This window comes from Methanospirillum stamsii (assembly GCF_003173335.1).
Classification (GTDB): Archaea; Halobacteriota; Methanomicrobia; order Methanomicrobiales; family Methanospirillaceae; genus Methanospirillum; species Methanospirillum stamsii.
Window position 1 is genome coordinate 56,927 of sequence record NZ_QGMZ01000018.1, and the last position, 14,912, is coordinate 71,838.

The 14,912-nt window shown below is 45.4% G+C and carries 11 protein-coding genes; 5 read left to right on the plus strand and 6 right to left on the minus strand.

The annotated features are described in order from the left end of the window. The first annotated feature begins 21 nt into the window (after positions 1–21). The gene (locus tag DLD82_RS09250) at positions 22–393 is read left to right on the plus strand and encodes a pentapeptide repeat-containing protein (RefSeq protein ID WP_181391355.1); all 372 of its coding nucleotides are present in this window, start codon (positions 22–24) and stop codon (positions 391–393) included. Between the two features lie 10 nt (positions 394–403). Here the strand turns inward: DLD82_RS09250 and cofH are convergent, their stop codons facing one another. Both cofH and DLD82_RS09260 read right to left on the minus strand, forming a co-directional pair. Then, positions 404–1,486 carry a 5-amino-6-(D-ribitylamino)uracil--L-tyrosine 4-hydroxyphenyl transferase CofH gene (gene cofH, locus DLD82_RS09255; RefSeq protein WP_109940840.1) on the minus strand — a complete coding sequence of 361 codons (1,083 nt, stop codon included), beginning with the start codon at positions 1,484–1,486 and terminating at the stop codon, positions 404–406. Positions 1,487–1,488: 2 nt separating this feature from the next. Continuing rightward, complete coding sequence (locus DLD82_RS09260) at positions 1,489–2,199, minus strand: S24/S26 family peptidase (RefSeq protein ID WP_109940841.1); 711 nt, start codon at positions 2,197–2,199, stop codon at positions 1,489–1,491. Between the two features lie 134 nt (positions 2,200–2,333). Here DLD82_RS09260 and DLD82_RS09265 point away from each other — a divergent pair, with 134 nt between their 5' ends. Next, complete coding sequence (locus tag DLD82_RS09265) at positions 2,334–3,758, plus strand: DNA-directed DNA polymerase II small subunit (RefSeq protein ID WP_109940842.1); 1,425 nt, start codon at positions 2,334–2,336, stop codon at positions 3,756–3,758. Here DLD82_RS09265 and DLD82_RS09270 read toward each other — a convergent pair. Beyond that, positions 3,748–4,614 (minus strand): tetratricopeptide repeat protein, encoded by an 867-nt coding sequence (locus tag DLD82_RS09270; protein ID WP_181391356.1) that lies wholly within the window; start codon positions 4,612–4,614, stop codon positions 3,748–3,750. The genes DLD82_RS09265 and DLD82_RS09270 overlap by 11 nt on opposite strands. Before the next feature lie 208 nt (positions 4,615–4,822). On the opposite strand from DLD82_RS09270, the gene DLD82_RS09275 reads away from it, so the two are divergent. Both DLD82_RS09275 and DLD82_RS09280 read left to right on the plus strand, forming a co-directional pair. Then, positions 4,823–6,841, plus strand: a complete 2,019-nt coding sequence (locus DLD82_RS09275) for a sodium-translocating pyrophosphatase (RefSeq protein ID WP_109940844.1) — start codon at positions 4,823–4,825, stop codon at positions 6,839–6,841. Between the two features lie 101 nt (positions 6,842–6,942). Continuing rightward, entirely contained in the window at positions 6,943–9,492 is a 2,550-nt protein-coding gene (locus DLD82_RS09280) for a calcium-translocating P-type ATPase, PMCA-type (RefSeq protein WP_109940845.1), read from the plus strand. 19 nt (positions 9,493–9,511) lie between these two features. On the opposite strand, the gene DLD82_RS09285 is transcribed toward DLD82_RS09280, so the two are convergent. Further along, complete coding sequence (locus tag DLD82_RS09285; protein ID WP_109940846.1) at positions 9,512–10,825, minus strand: hemolysin family protein; 1,314 nt, start codon at positions 10,823–10,825, stop codon at positions 9,512–9,514. A 247-nt stretch (positions 10,826–11,072) separates the two neighbouring features. Here DLD82_RS09285 and DLD82_RS09290 point away from each other — a divergent pair, with 247 nt between their 5' ends. Further along, positions 11,073–12,614, plus strand: coding sequence for a DUF6398 domain-containing protein (locus DLD82_RS09290; protein ID WP_109940847.1), 1,542 nt, complete (start codon positions 11,073–11,075; stop codon positions 12,612–12,614). Positions 12,615–12,811: 197 nt separating this feature from the next. Here the strand turns inward: DLD82_RS09290 and DLD82_RS09295 are convergent, their stop codons facing one another. Both DLD82_RS09295 and DLD82_RS09300 read right to left on the minus strand, forming a co-directional pair. Continuing rightward, on the minus strand, positions 12,812–13,492 hold the full coding sequence (locus tag DLD82_RS09295; protein WP_146199747.1) for a small multi-drug export protein: 681 nt from the start codon (positions 13,490–13,492) through the stop codon (positions 12,812–12,814). Between the two features lie 17 nt (positions 13,493–13,509). After that, positions 13,510–14,526, minus strand: a complete 1,017-nt coding sequence (locus DLD82_RS09300; RefSeq protein WP_109940849.1) for a lysylphosphatidylglycerol synthase transmembrane domain-containing protein — start codon at positions 14,524–14,526, stop codon at positions 13,510–13,512. Positions 14,527–14,912: the final 386 nt, after the last annotated feature.

Consider the following 14,912-nt stretch of genomic DNA (forward strand, 5'->3'; position numbering starts at 1 on the left):
TATTAAATGACAGATTGGGGAATGGCAGACGAAGCGCAGGTAAAAGCAATAAAAGAGGGGGTGGCATCCTGGAACGAATGGAAGGCTGCAAACCCACGGAAACGTCCGGACCTTAGTGGAGCTCATCTGACTGGTCTGTCACTGGAGGGTATTAATCTGAACGGGGCAAGACTCCAGGAGGTTGATTTTGAATTTTGCAACATGAAAAAAGGGAATTTTGCCGGAGCAGATCTGACCCGGGCAAATCTTTCCAACACTGACCTTACTGATTCAGTTTTTCTCAATGCAAATCTGCAGGGGGCACGCCTTACCGGAGCTAACGTTACAAGGGCTGATTTCAGGGGCGCCAATGTTGCCGGGGCAGATCTCAGGCAACTTAAGCGCGGACTGTGATTCTGATTTTTTAGAAGATAGTATAAAGGGTAGTCCGTTCAGCAAGTGTCTTACCAAGATCCCTGCAGATATGATCCATATCAGCCGGGTCCAGATACTCTCCGGTTCCACCACCGGCCTCTCCGGTAACATCGTCAAGGTACATTGTCCCGGCCAGGTCATCTGCCCCTGCTAAAAGGGCCATCTGCGTCATTTTTATCCCGAGTTTAGGCCATGATACCTGAATATGGTCAAAGTTATCCAGAAATAACCTGCAGACTGCTGTGGTAACCAGGTCGTCACGCCCGGTCGGACCGGATGTTACCAGTCCCTTTTCAAATAACGGAGTTTTCTGGTGGATGAATGAGAGGAGGACCATCTCTGTAAAACCCCCGGTATCATCCTGGATTTTTCTGATACGGTCAAGGTGCTCTGCACGGTCCCGGTATGATTCTGTAGATCCGTACATAATGGTAGCGGTGGACTTCAGGCCTGATGTATGAGCTTCACGAGCTATACGCTCCCAGACTTCTGTCTTTACTTTGGCAGGACAGATGGTTTTTCTGACATCATCAACCAGGATTTCTGCTGCAGTGCCCTGGATAGTACCAAGCCCTCCGTCCCTCAGTGTTTTAAGAGCCTCTGTTGTGGGAATACCTGCCTTTCGTGCAACAAAATCCACCTCATCCGGGGAGAAGGCATGGATATGCACAGTCGGGTGAACCTCATGAACCCATTTCATGAATTGGAGATACGTATCCAGGGTAAAATCCGGGTGTACACCTGACAGGAAACAGATCTCAGTGACACCCCGCTCTTTGGCGTCCCGGATCTGTTTTTTTATCTCATCTTCTCCGAACAGGTATGCTCCCTGACTGTTTTTTGGCCTTCCAAATCCGCAAAAACCGCAGAGATTCTTACAAATATTTGTGATATGGATATTCTGGTTCCTGACAAAGGTGACCCGGTCCCCATTTTTTCTTCTACAAAGTTCGTCAGCAGCCCTGAATAAGTCGTATACCTCTGTTCCGGTGACCGAAAAGAGAAATGTCGCTTCTTCGGGGGTCAGCCGGTGACCATTCAGGGTGTCAGTAAGGAGTGCTTTAAGCATCATGGTTACGTCCTCTTCTGCTGGTTTTTCTCTTCTTCTTCCTTCTTTGCCCGGTTTCTCAGGTAGAGTTCATGAAGGACCATGAGGGCGACAACTATGATAATTACCGGAATAATATTCAGGGGGAGGTACCCTACATATGGCACGGAATACATTGCTTTTCCGATAATCCACTCTTTTTTAACCGGCTCAATCGGTCCGCCCAGGTTACGGTAATTTGACCAGCCTATCTGGTCAATGACCGGATTATTGTCACCTTTGGTAATATACCCTCCATGGGGAGCGGTATACGTTATCTTTCTCTGGCCTGATGCGAGAACAATCTCTTCACCTTTGTCTACCCACATCATGGCCCGGTGTATTATCGGATGAAGATCGGTATTGCCGTTCGGGCGGTAAATGATGACATCACCCGGCATGCCGAATTTATTATACCCGCTTGTATTCCCTTCTTCAAGACTCTCGAGAGTGCCGTACCTGTCACCTGCCACAACCAGAACCAGGTCACCAACATTCATATGGGGAACCATACTTTCGGATTCGATGGTGACAATTGCCGGCCATGTACCACATATCAGCAGTAGTACTGCAACCACTGCGCCCACGGTAATCAGGACTGATGCTATCTCCCTTACTGCGGATGGAATCTGCTCCTCACTGTTCCAGAATGCACGGATTTTCTCAACCACTGATCCGGTCGTGTCTTTGTCTGCCATGATGTCTGTATATGGTTTTTAAGCGGTGTTCTTAAGTGTTCACCTTGTGCGTACCAGAGCCGGTAAAAAAGTCCCTGTTTTGGTACTGTTCAGGCGAGGTATTTCTCTCTTCAGGGTGATGGTACTGGAGCAGAATGCTTGACAGCACCTTGATTGTTGAACGGTTTTTAGATACCAAACTTCAGGTCCATCCGGATGTGGTCCGGTACATCCGCGAAAAGAAGGATGAGAGACTTATTGATCAGATAATATCAGCCGTTCCTGATGATTGTGTTGTCGTATCGCTAAAACACATCCCCGGAGTTTATCCGTCCCGCGATGGGATACGTTTTTGCTCTGATCCTGAAATTGACATCATTTCCGGAAGGATGGGAACGAGCCGGCCGGTTGGAAAGGTTGAGGATTATATCTCCTATTTCCATGACCGGTATACCCATCTTTCCGGGATGGTAAAAGGCCGGTGTAACCCGGTTCCGATAGAGGCATTAAAGCGGAATAACCGGTACAGGCAGGAGGAGTTCGCGGTATGTGGGATGGTAATGGATGTCCGCAGCACTACCAAAGGCCACCGGATGGTGGAGATTGAAGATCCCACCGGATCCGTTTCAGCTTTATTTAATAAAGACCGGCCGGACTTCACCGAGGCAGAACGGATTGTGCCGGATGAAGTAATCGGAATACGCGGCACTCTTTCGCAGGAAGGGAATCTGATATTTGCCGATCAGATCTTCAGGCCTGACATTCCTTTCTCATATGCTCCGTATACCAGCGACCGGCCAGGTGCAGCCATTCTGATTTCTGATATTCATATCGGGAGTGATACGTTCCTTGAGGATGCCTGGAACCGGTTTGGAGACTGGCTTTGTGATAGTGAAGTCTCCTATCTCCTGGTTGCCGGAGACCTGGTGGATGGGATAGGAATCTATCCTGACCAGGACAAGGAACTGGTCATCACCAATATTTATGAACAGTATGATGTGCTGGGAAAGATGTTTGCCGATCTCCCCTCACATATCAAGATCATTCTCTCTCCCGGAAACCATGATGTGGTCCGGGGGGCTGAACCGCAGCCTGTCATACCAGAAAAATTCAGAACGCATTATCCGGATAATTGTATCTTTGTTGAAAATCCGGCCCTTATCAATCTCCAGGGGGTCAGGATCATGATGTACCATGGCAGGTCATTTGATGATCTCATCGGACTTATGCCCGGGGCAAGTTATGAAAAGGCATATGACATCATCCCCGAGATGCTCAAGCGAAGGCACCTTGCTCCGTGTTATGGGAAAAGGACCCCGATAGCAGCGGATGAGACTGATAGGCTTATCATTGATCCGATTCCGGAAGTTGTCCATACCGGTCATGTTCACATCTATGGGATCAGCCGGTACCGGAATGTACTCGGGATTAATTCCGGAACATGGCAGAGTCAGACGGCATTTCAGAAACAGATGAACATTCAGCCGACCCCTGCGGTTGCAATTGCCCTGGATCTGATGACCCTGCAGCCAACGGTTTATGACTTTCTGAATGATTCACCTGATCCCCTCACCTTGTAAGGTGTGGTCTTTTTGCTTCCTCTTCCTGTTTAACATGCCAGGAAAGGAGAATTGAATCCACTTCCTGTTCCCATTCGATAAGGTCAGGATCTTCTGGCATTAGCCTGATTGCCTTCCTGATAACCCCGGCAGCTTCCTGGTATCTTCCAAGATCCATGAGAATCCGGGCATATTCTTTCTGGCCTGGTCCGAAGAACGGATCTGTACTCACTGCCTGCTGATAGAGATCCTGTGCATCATTTTTCCTTCCAAGTTCTGAATATACCCGGGCAAGATGAATCTGAACCTCTGCATCATCCGGAAGAGAATCATACGCCTTTTTTAAATACCATTCTGCCTGTTTTAGATCTCCTTCAAAGGTCAGGATAACTCCCCAGGTGTCCTGTGATGGGGCATGGTCTCCAGCCAGTTTCATTACTCGTTTTTGTATCCTCTTTGCTTCGTTTGGGTATCCGGAAATCCCGAGTATGTATGCCATGGCATTGTCGAGAGTCACGTCGTCGGGATACCGGACACGAAGTTCATTGAGATACTCTATTGCTGAATCATAATCTGAAAGTCTGCACAGGATAAATATCCGGAGAATTGCAGATTCCCTGCTCAGCGACTCTGAAGGAACCAGTTCAAGAACTTCAGATGCCTTCTCATATTCTCCCCTGGCTGACAGTCCGAGAGCGAGATTTCTGCAGATATAATCAAGATGAGGTGTTATCTCAGTCAGATTTCTTGAATCAAGTCTACCTGATTCAAAAGTATCAATAAGGTAATTTTCATCCTGATACAAAAGAGCAGTCAGGTCAGTTTCCGGTGATATATTCTGGAGATCCACTGCATAGGCTGGTACTACTAGTGCCATGAATGACAGTATCAGGAATTGCACTCTGTTTTTGTTCATAAGGGGGGATGACTTTGGGATGATTACCGCGCTTACTTTCCGCAGTACGTCTCCTTTGGTTCGGTTATATAAATGGCCCGGTTCCGATTCGTATCGTTATTTACGTATAATCATCGAATGATAACAGATCACCGTCTCTAATCACAGTTTCTGACTGGACGTGATACGAATGGATATGTTATATATTGTACCGGTTTGTGCCCTTATCGGGCTTATCTTTGCTGGTATCAGTTATTCCCGGATGAAGAAAGAATCTCCGGGTGATGACCTGATGCAGAAGATAGCCGCAGCCATTCATCTTGGTGCAATGACGTACCTGAAACGGCAGTATACTGCCATTGCGGTATTTGTCATTGTTCTTGCGGTAGTTTTGTCTTTGATCATCAACCCGCTCACCGCCGTTTGTTATGTTGTTGGTGCAGGTCTTTCTGCACTTGCCGGTTTTATCGGCATGTTCTCTGCAACAAAAGCAAATGTCCGGACTGCAAATGCAGCACGGCAGGGAATGGCATCGGCCTTTAAGGTCTCATTCTCTGCAGGCATGGTCATGGGTCTGACAGTCGTCGGACTTGGTATGATGGGTCTTTCCCTCATGTTCTTCCTGATGACCAGCATTACCGGTGTTACGGATGAGGCAACCATCAGTATTCTTTCCGGTTTCTCCCTTGGTGCATCGTCTATTGCACTCTTTGCCCGTGTCGGTGGCGGTATCTTTACCAAAGCAGCCGATGTCGGTGCAGACCTTGTCGGGAAGGTTGAAGCAGGAATTCCAGAGGATGACCCCCGTAACCCCGCTGTGATTGCTGACAATGTTGGAGACAATGTCGGTGATATCGCCGGTATGGGTGCTGACCTTTATGAGTCATATGTTGGTGCAGTCATTGCAACGATGCTTATCGGTGCAACTGCAGGGATGGCAACCCAGTTCCCTGGTGTTCCATCAATGAACCTGATTGCCCTTCCGATGCTCATTGCAGGTCTTGGAATCATCGCCTCAGTTATTGGTTCTTTCTTTGTCAGAACCAGCAAGAATGAGGCACATGCAATTCACAAGGCATTCAACTCAGGAACCTTTGCAGGACTTCTCCTCACAGTTGCTGCAGTTTACATCCTTGTCGAGATGCTTGCTCCGGGTAATATTGGAATCTTTTTTGCATGTATTGCCGGTCTTGTAGGCGGATTCCTCATTGGAATTGTGACTGAGTACTACACGTCTTATGATCACAAGCCTACCCAGTCCATTGTTAAGTCTGCAGAGACCGGGGCTGCAACAGATATCATCGCAGGTCTTGCAGTCGGTATGGAGTCAACCTTTATTCCGGTGCTCATTGTTGCGGTAGCAATCCTGATTGCAAACCACTTTGGTGGCATTTATGGTGTTGCCCTTGCCGGTGTCGGTATGCTTGCAACCCTTGGTATTACTCTGTCAGTTGATGCATACGGACCGATTGCAGACAATGCCGGTGGAATTGCCGAGATGAGCCATCAGGGACCCGAAGTTCGTTCCATCACTGATACTCTTGATTCAGTCGGAAACACTACCGCAGCAATCGGAAAGGGATTTGCCATCGGTGGTGCAGCACTTACCGCTCTTGGTCTTTTTGCAGCATACACCCAGGCTGTAAAGCTTGAAATGGTCAACATGCTTGAACCGGTAGTCTTCGTCGGTATTCTTATCGGTGCCATGCTTCCGTTCCTGTTCTCATCCTTTGCGATGAAGGCAGTCGGAAAGGCAGCAGGATACATCGTTGAAGAAGTCCGTCGCCAGTTCAAGGAAATCCCCGGACTTATGGAAGGAAAGCAGGATCCTGACTATGCATCCTGTATTACCATCTCAACCAATGCAGCACTTAAAGAGATGATAATCCCCGGAGTCATGGCAATCGCTGCTCCAATCGTGATTGGAATTGCTCTTGGTTCCCATGCTCTTGCAGGTCTTCTTGTCGGTTCTATCTCTGCCGGGTTCCTGTTAGCCGTTATGATGGCAAACTCCGGTGGAGCCTGGGACAACACCAAGAAATATATTGAACAGGGCCACTCCGGTGGAAAAGGTTCCTTTGCCCACAAGGCAGCGGTAACCGGTGACACTGTCGGAGATCCGTTCAAGGATACCGCAGGGCCAGCTCTTAACATTCTGCTTAAATTAATGGCAATTGTTGCAGTGGTCTTTGCACCTATCTTCCTGTAAATTCGGGAAATACTCTTTTTTTCTCACCTGAAACGTGTCGCGTATCATGTGAGTTCTGCCGAAATTCTCTTGAACTCATACAACATGATCATGGTATCACCATGATCCCATTGCAGGACCTGGCTTGTTACGGAAAAGACGGATTATCTTCAGAATCCGTTCTGGAATCACGAAAAACATATGGAAAAAATGAACTCACTCCCCCAAAACGGATTCCGGTCTTTAAACAATACCTGGAAAAATATCAGGATCCGATAATCCGGATTCTCCTTGTTGCAGTAGTCCTTTCTGCAGTTGTTGCCATACTGGAAGGCAATAGTCTTATCGATACCATTGGTATTGCACTTGCGGTCATATTAGCAACGACCATTGCTTTTTTAACCGAATACCGGAGCAACCGGGAGTTTGACGCGTTAAATGCAATGCGGGAGGATACTGCTGTCAAGATAATCAGGAATAACAGTCCCTCCACTATCCCGATGAGGGATGTCGTCGTTGGTGATGCCATACTCCTTGAAGCAGGAGATATGGTGCCGGCAGATGGGTATCTCCTCGTTGCATCTGACATCGAAACCGATGAATCCGCCTTTACCGGAGAGAGTGAGCCGGTTAAGAAGAATGATCATGATGTCGTTTTGAAAGGATCATACATCACCAACGGCAGGGGAACGATGATTGCGGGGGCTGTTGGCGATCTGACAAAAATGGGGATGATAGCCTCATCGCTGGTTGAAGGGACACGGCCGGAGACCCCTTTGCAGATAAAATTAAAAGATCTCGCACACCTGATCAGCAAATTCGGGTATATCATGGCCGGTCTTATCATTGCACTGGTGCTGGCCCAGGAATTTTTAGGTGGTGCTCCTCCACAGACTCCGCTTGAGGTCTTCTCTGTCCTTTTGCATGCCTGTATGTTTGCGGTTGTCATCATCGTCGTCTCGGTCCCGGAAGGTCTGCCGGTCAGTGTCACGGTGTCACTGGCCCTTACCATGGGGAAAATGACCCGGGCAAAAAGTCTTGTCAGACGGATGATTGCCTGTGAGACGGTTGGTTCAGTTACCGTCATCTGCACAGACAAAACCGGAACGCTCACGATGAACCAGATGGAGGTAGCCGCATCATCCATTGAGGTTCCGGAAGAAATTTCGGGTCTTCCTTCCTCTTCTGCCGAGTGGATTACTCTTAATGCTGCCGTAAACAGCACCGCAGAACTTGAGCACACCGGGGAGAAGATGATAACCGTCGGGAACTCAACCGAGGCTGCCCTTCTCCGCTGGCTTCACCGGGCAGGAATCATGTATCCTGAAATCAGAAAGGCAATCCCGCCGGTCCATCAGGACTTTTTCAACTCGAAAAAGAAACAGATGTCCACCATAGTCCGATTCGGAGACAAACAGGTAATCCTGGTTAAAGGAGCTCCGGAGATCGTTGCATCACGGTGTAGCCCTGCTCCCGAATTAAAAAATCTTCACCATCTTGCAGAGCGGGCGATGAGAACGCTGGCATTTGCACATGCTGAGATAAGATCAGAGGGAGATGAGCCCGATACTCTTATCTGGGATGGATACGTCGGAATCAGGGATGAAGTCAGGCCCGATGTACCGGAGGCTGTGAAAACCTGTAATGATGCAGGAATCACGGTAAAAATGGTCACCGGCGACAGCCCTGAGACAGGTGCAGCCATTGCCAGGGAAACGGGAATTCTGACCACAGGATCCATTATGACCGGACCAGAATTCCGGGAATTATCTGAGGAAAAAAGAAGAGAAGTGGCCAGAGGAATCCAGGTCCTCGCACGTTCAGAGCCTCATGACAAATTACTATTAGTAAAAGCCCTTCAGGCAAACGGAGATGTTGTCGCAGTTACCGGAGATGGGACAAATGATGCACCGGCTCTCCGGAATGCTGATGTAGGTCTTGCGATGGGAATTGCTGGAACCGAGGTTGCCAGAGAAGCAAGTGATATCATTCTTCTGGATGACTCATTTCCTACGATTGAACGAGCAGTATGGTGGGGAAGGGCATTATTTGAAAACATCCAGCGGTTTTTGATATTCCAGCTGACCATTAACATTTCGGCTGCAATCCTTACGTTTACTGCCCCGTTACTTGGTTTTAATCCTCCCTTTACGATTATCCAGCTCCTCTGGATTAACATCATCATGGATTCACTTGCCGCTCTTGCCCTCTGCTCTGAGTCCCCTCATCCGGCCCTGATGAGCAAAAAACCAATTCCGCGAACTGCATCGGTCATCACCCCGTACATGAAACATGCAATCCTCATCACCGCCGGAATATACATTGTAGCTGGAATTGCCGGACTCTGGATTGGACTTCCATTCATGGAGACTCCCGGGCAGCAGGCAACAGCATTTTTCGCAGGATTTGTTCTGGCACAGGTCTGGAATGGAATGAACTGCCGGGGTATTAACGGGGTTATGCCTCCGTTATTCAAAGGAAACCCGGTCTTTTATGGTATAATGGGGCTTATTGTTGTGATCCAGATCCTTATCGTGCAGTTTGGAGGAGAGATATTTGATACTGTGCCCTTAAGCCCGTTCCAATGGACAATAATTGGTATCGGGACGATGCCTGTTTTACTTATCTGGCCTCTCCTCCGGATAATGGCCCGTAAATTAGGAAATCTCTAAAAAATGAACTCTAATTTTTTTACTCTTCATCCGGGGAAGAGAGGGGAGTTACCAGGATCTTATCGATTCTGTGCCCATCCATATCAATTACTTCATATTCATATCCGTTCCACGGGATTGATTCCCCTTCTTCCGGGATATTGCCAGTAACATAAAGGATAAATCCTGCCATAGTCCTGAAGTATCCTTTTGTTGATTCATCTGTGCAATCAATTCCGGTGAGTTCATAAAGTTCCTCCGGAGATGTCCGGCCATCAACAAGCCAGGAATTATCATGCCTTTTAACTACCAGTGGATGTTCTTCATCATTATCCACTCGTGAGAAATCCCCTATTAATGCCTCAAGAAGATCATGAAGGGTAATCATACCGATAACTGAACCATACTCATCAATAATTACGGCAAGAGGGGAGGTTGCAGTCTTGAACTTTCGAACCAGCTCAAGTGCGTTTATATGATCTGGAACTACGAGTATCTCCTTTAAGACCGGAACCAGATCCGTAAACGCGTTTGTCTGTGAATAAACCCAGATGTCCCTGACGGAAACTACTCCGACAACTGAGTCAAGTGCATCTTTGTAAACCGGATACCTCGTATGATTTGAATTTTTCATAATCTCGATGTTGTCAGACAGAGGATTATCGATATCAAGGGCAATAATATCCGGACGTGGGATCATCAAATCTACAATTTTACTATCCCCGAATTCAAATACACTCTCAACAATATCCTGTTCAGCTTCATCAATAATACCGGATTCTGTTCCCTCTTCGAGAAGGAAGTGGATCTCTTCTTCAATGATATCCGGATTTTTCGATGCAGAAATTCCCAGAACTTTTACCAGAATGTGGGTAAGTCCTGAGGTAAGGTAAGAAAATGGTGTAAAAATCCGGGTAATAAGAACAAAAACCGGAGCAATTGTGCAGGCGATCTTTTCAGGATTAGCCAGACCAATCCGTTTTGGTACAAGTTCACCGATGACTATTGAGAAGTAGGTGATGATGAGGATGATTATTGTCAGGCTGATTGCAGAACTATAATCACCAATCATAGGAATTGATGAAAAATATGGTTCGAGGATCTGGGAGAATTTTGCTCCTCCGTATGCTCCGGTACATATCCCGACAAGAGTGATGCCTATCTGAATAGAAGATAAGAATGAGGTTTGATCTTCCATTAATTCAATCGCTGCTTTAGCCCCGGTATTACCCTCTGATGCCAGTTGTTTTAACCTGGTTTTCCGGGATGAAACCAACGCAAATTCTGCCATTGAAAAAAAACCGTTCGCGATAATGAGTATAGAAAGGAAGATTGTATCAACAATGATTGTCATATTTCTCGGTAAAAAATTGTAATACACAATGGAGTTTTTCTTAATAAATCTTTTATGTATATTACGTTTAGAACATTTTTTGTCCTTCTAATTTTTGGAACACTATGGTTTTTTTAAATGTTTGGAATTTTTTTATCGTATTTTGATTATTTATTGAAATGATTCACCATACGTCATTAAAATCGATGAACATACAAGAGCTAAATTGTATACACATATGAATCCGTCAGACTAATATTCATGAGAAATGTACGAAATTTACCCCACCCGATTTCTTACCGATCCTGGTCCTTCTTTTGATCTCATATCAGATGTCTGGTTTCCCCGGTTTTCAGACACTGCCCGGTTTGAAGAACTTTATGACGAAGAAAAGGAATGTGCAGAGCAGATACTTCTTGATCTGACCGGGTTTATTCTCTATTACCAGAATTGTATCCCTGAAGCATGGTCTTTTTCCCATATCGAGCATTGTCTTTTGATTGACTTTCCGAGAAGTCTCTCTAGGAGTAAGGAGTATGAATGTTGCATCCACACTGTTTTTTGTACCTTTTTTGCATTCTTAAATGAAGAGAACCTAATTTCTGATGCTGAAAAGATAATCTGTTCTCTTCCATCCATTGAGGATGAATTCTTTGAGGCGATAGAAGATGTCAATCTCTATAGTACCAGAAAGGCTCTCATCGTTTCGGCAATGGATGATGGGATAGATGTGAATGATTCAGATGCCCTGGATGATTATCTTCTGGACATTGCGCATCGGGAGATGGAAGGTATTGACCCGGATATTTATGAAAAAATTAATGAGGTCATGAAATCGTGGGTATTTCCTTTTTCTGACTCACGATACCTGGCTGCAATTCATGAGGCAGATGGAGATGATCTGGTTCTTATCATATCATTGCTCCTTGGAAGTTTAACTGTGGAAGAGGGAATCCCGCCACTGGAATGGGATAAGGATTCAATTCTTCATGCGATACAAACAATGCTTATCCCTTATCCATTCAAAAAAAGAACCCGTGAAACCTGCATTCCAATTCTTCGTGCTTTCTTTACCTACCTTGGAGATGAACATCTTCAGCCTCACGCTCATGAGATCGCTGATTTTATCCTCCCCCTACACGAAGAGATGATCTCTTATACGCCAAATCCGGATAATGAAGTCGAATTTTTCTTTGCACAGTCAGTCCTGGAGTCCGGGGTGGACATAAATGAAGAGGCGATTGGAGAGTTTCTGGATGAGAACAAAGAGGCGCTTATCCTTGATTATATCAGTTCAAAAGGTCCTGGTGCTTTTGATGTTCTCCTTAAAAATAGCGGATTCAATCCGCAAGTGATTGATTCACCAAGAAAAACTGTTGAACTTTCATCAATTCCAAAAGCAAATCGGGAGTGGTTTATCACAATAACTGATATGATTGATACATTCTGTGATGAGAGACTGGATGATGAATATGCAGACATCTGTCGGTATGTAGCAGGAAAACTTGCACGAAAACGCGATTGCCAGGTATCGAGGGGAAAGATTACGATATGGGCATCAGGAATTATCTATGCTGTCGGACAGATTAATTTCCTCTTCGATAAATCCTTTGAACCATATCAGTCGGCCTCTGATATTTGTAAGTACTTTGGAACAAGTAAAAGTACCGTATCACAAAAAGCACAGATGATCCGGGATCTTATCGGAATGGGCGGACATTGGGACCCGGAGTATTCAACTTCCCGGATGATGAAAAAGAATCCGTTTGAAAGGTTCTTAATGTCCGGTTCCGGATTAATATTCAAATAATCCTTTTTTTGCACAGGGCATAGAAATACGGGGCCACCATGGTTCATCCTCTGGATGTAAATGTTCAGACGATTTTCCCTTAACCTGATGCCGTTGTGATTAGCTTCTCTCATATCGGCTATTGAGATAGAACCTTCAACCGGGCATTAGAAGGAATTATTTTTTTTGTTTCTTTGCTGATAGGTTACCCTCCTTTTTTATTTTTTTCTCAACAGGTATACAATTAGAGAGAAAGAAGACATTACGAACATCAGAAGAAGAACCAGAACTACCAGATACCAGAGATTTAGGTCCAGGTATTCCTGGATGGCAAACATCGAGACGCCAATGAGATAACTCTGCACCATTGTTCCGATGAACACCGCGGTAAATATCTGGTACGGGCTCATCCCCAGGATTCTTCCAAGAATTGATCCCCCGATGGAACCGGATCCCTGCAGCGGAAGAAATATAAAAGTAATCAGTCCCATAAAGCAGAAACGCTCCACCCAGCTATGTTTGGAAAGATAATTACTACCATTCTGAACCAGGAAATAAACCCATCTTCCTAATATTGGAATCTTGCAGACGAAATTAAAATTCCAGAGCATGAATAGGCACAATACCATATCTACATAGGTAAAGACAAAACAGACCGTCTGCCAGGAGAATCCTAATGCAATTGCTGCGGGGATAATCGATTCTTTTCCGGCCGGGGGAATAAAGTAGAGAAAAATGAGGCTGACTATCTGAATAAACTGCGGGTTATCATACATTATCCAGAGGGTCAGGATAAGAAGAGCTCCAAGGATAAAGGGTATCACGAATAACAATAAACGATGTATTCGTTTCTGATTATCTGTTATTCGCGATATATCCACCCACTCAGAAAATTTCAACTTTTTATCACCGGATCTTATTTTTCACTTGTAACTTCTCGCTTTACAATGAGAATGGTCCCGATAAGTCCGAGCAGAACATTCAGGTAAAACATAATCAATCTCCATAAAAGGATGAAAACACCCAGAATGGCTGTCGGAACAAAGAGAGCGTATAGCGAGGTTGCTGAAATCTCTGCAATTCCTGATGCTCCCGGAGTGAGTGGAACCATACTGACAAGAGCGATGATTATCTGGGCAAACATGGAATTCCCAAGCGATGGCGGAAGACCAAGACCCATCAGAATGATGGAAGCAATACTGAACTCTGTAATCCAGAATAACAGTGAAAAGATAAATCCCTGAAAAACTCCGCCTTTCCCACAACCTGCAAAAGATGCAAGACCGGAGGTGAAATGATCATATTCCTCATCGGTTCTCGAGATAAAACGTCCAACTGATTGTGAGGGAAATTTTCTGAAAATCCAGTTGAGCAGATTCATGAGCCTGATTTTCACCTGAACCGGATATTTTCCGGCAAGGATTAACAGCAGGTCAAAGAATAACAAAAGACCTATGGAGAAGAAGATGACTGCAACAAAGACATCACCAAGTGCTGCAATCACATCCCACATAAGCAGGAGAGCTGCTACTGCAAGAATTACCAGAATAATTGCATCTAAAAACCGTTCGGTTATCACAACCGCAGTCGCATCACCTACTTTCATCCCTGATTTATAGAGTTCATGAATCCTGATCGGCTCACCCCCGGCAGAACTCGGGGTTATTGCGGCGACCAGAAGATTTGCAATCACTGCCAGATAACAGGTTTTGAAAGCAACCCGGTGTCCGAGTGCCAGACACAAGACCTTAATCCTCTGGGCCCAAAGTCCAAACGATAAAAACCGTAGTCCAATTGCAAGACAGAGAAAATAGCTATTGAAATTCTTTAAATATTGAAATGTCTCTTCATTAAAGGTAGAGAAGAGAATAATAACCAAAACGATTGCACTGAATGCAAAAGAGCCATATACCCACAGTTTCCGTTTATCCACGTTTCTCTCCGGAATTTGATTCCCTTTTAATGGGCTCTGATATCTGAAGTATCTATCATTGTAGGAATTCATCCTATTCTCGACATAATGATCATATACGACCCCTATCTCTATGGAAAAATAGCCGTGAATTCCTGGTATTTGCTCTTTATGTCCCGGTCTTTTATCAAATCACTACGCGCATACCTGGGTGTCTTAATTGCCCTTAAATCAGAGAGATTTCACAAAAATCTCTTTAAAAATCGATTTTATACTGGCCCGCTATTGTCCATTAAAACGGGTCATATCATTCATCAGCTCGTGTTGAGATCCTGGTATAGAGGCCCTTTAAAATGAAGATCTAAAAAATGGTCAAATAGTGCTTAAATTACTATTATGCTAAAAAA

Bases quoted from the DNA above. Each gene is read 5' to 3' on its own strand.
- DLD82_RS09250 (WP_181391355.1), top strand. From the start codon at position 22: ATGGCAGACGAAGCGCAGGTAAAAGCAATAAAAGAGGGGGTGGCATCC.
- cofH (WP_109940840.1), bottom strand. From the start codon at position 1,486: ATGATGCTTAAAGCACTCCTTACTGACACCCTGAATGGTCACCGGCTG.
- DLD82_RS09260 (WP_109940841.1), bottom strand. From the start codon at position 2,199: ATGGCAGACAAAGACACGACCGGATCAGTGGTTGAGAAAATCCGTGCA.
- DLD82_RS09265 (WP_109940842.1), top strand. From the start codon at position 2,334: ATGCTTGACAGCACCTTGATTGTTGAACGGTTTTTAGATACCAAACTT.
- DLD82_RS09270 (WP_181391356.1), bottom strand. From the start codon at position 4,614: ATGGCACTAGTAGTACCAGCCTATGCAGTGGATCTCCAGAATATATCA.
- DLD82_RS09275 (WP_109940844.1), top strand. From the start codon at position 4,823: ATGGATATGTTATATATTGTACCGGTTTGTGCCCTTATCGGGCTTATC.
- DLD82_RS09280 (WP_109940845.1), top strand. From the start codon at position 6,943: ATGATCCCATTGCAGGACCTGGCTTGTTACGGAAAAGACGGATTATCT.
- DLD82_RS09285 (WP_109940846.1), bottom strand. From the start codon at position 10,825: ATGACAATCATTGTTGATACAATCTTCCTTTCTATACTCATTATCGCG.
- DLD82_RS09290 (WP_109940847.1), top strand. From the start codon at position 11,073: ATGTACGAAATTTACCCCACCCGATTTCTTACCGATCCTGGTCCTTCT.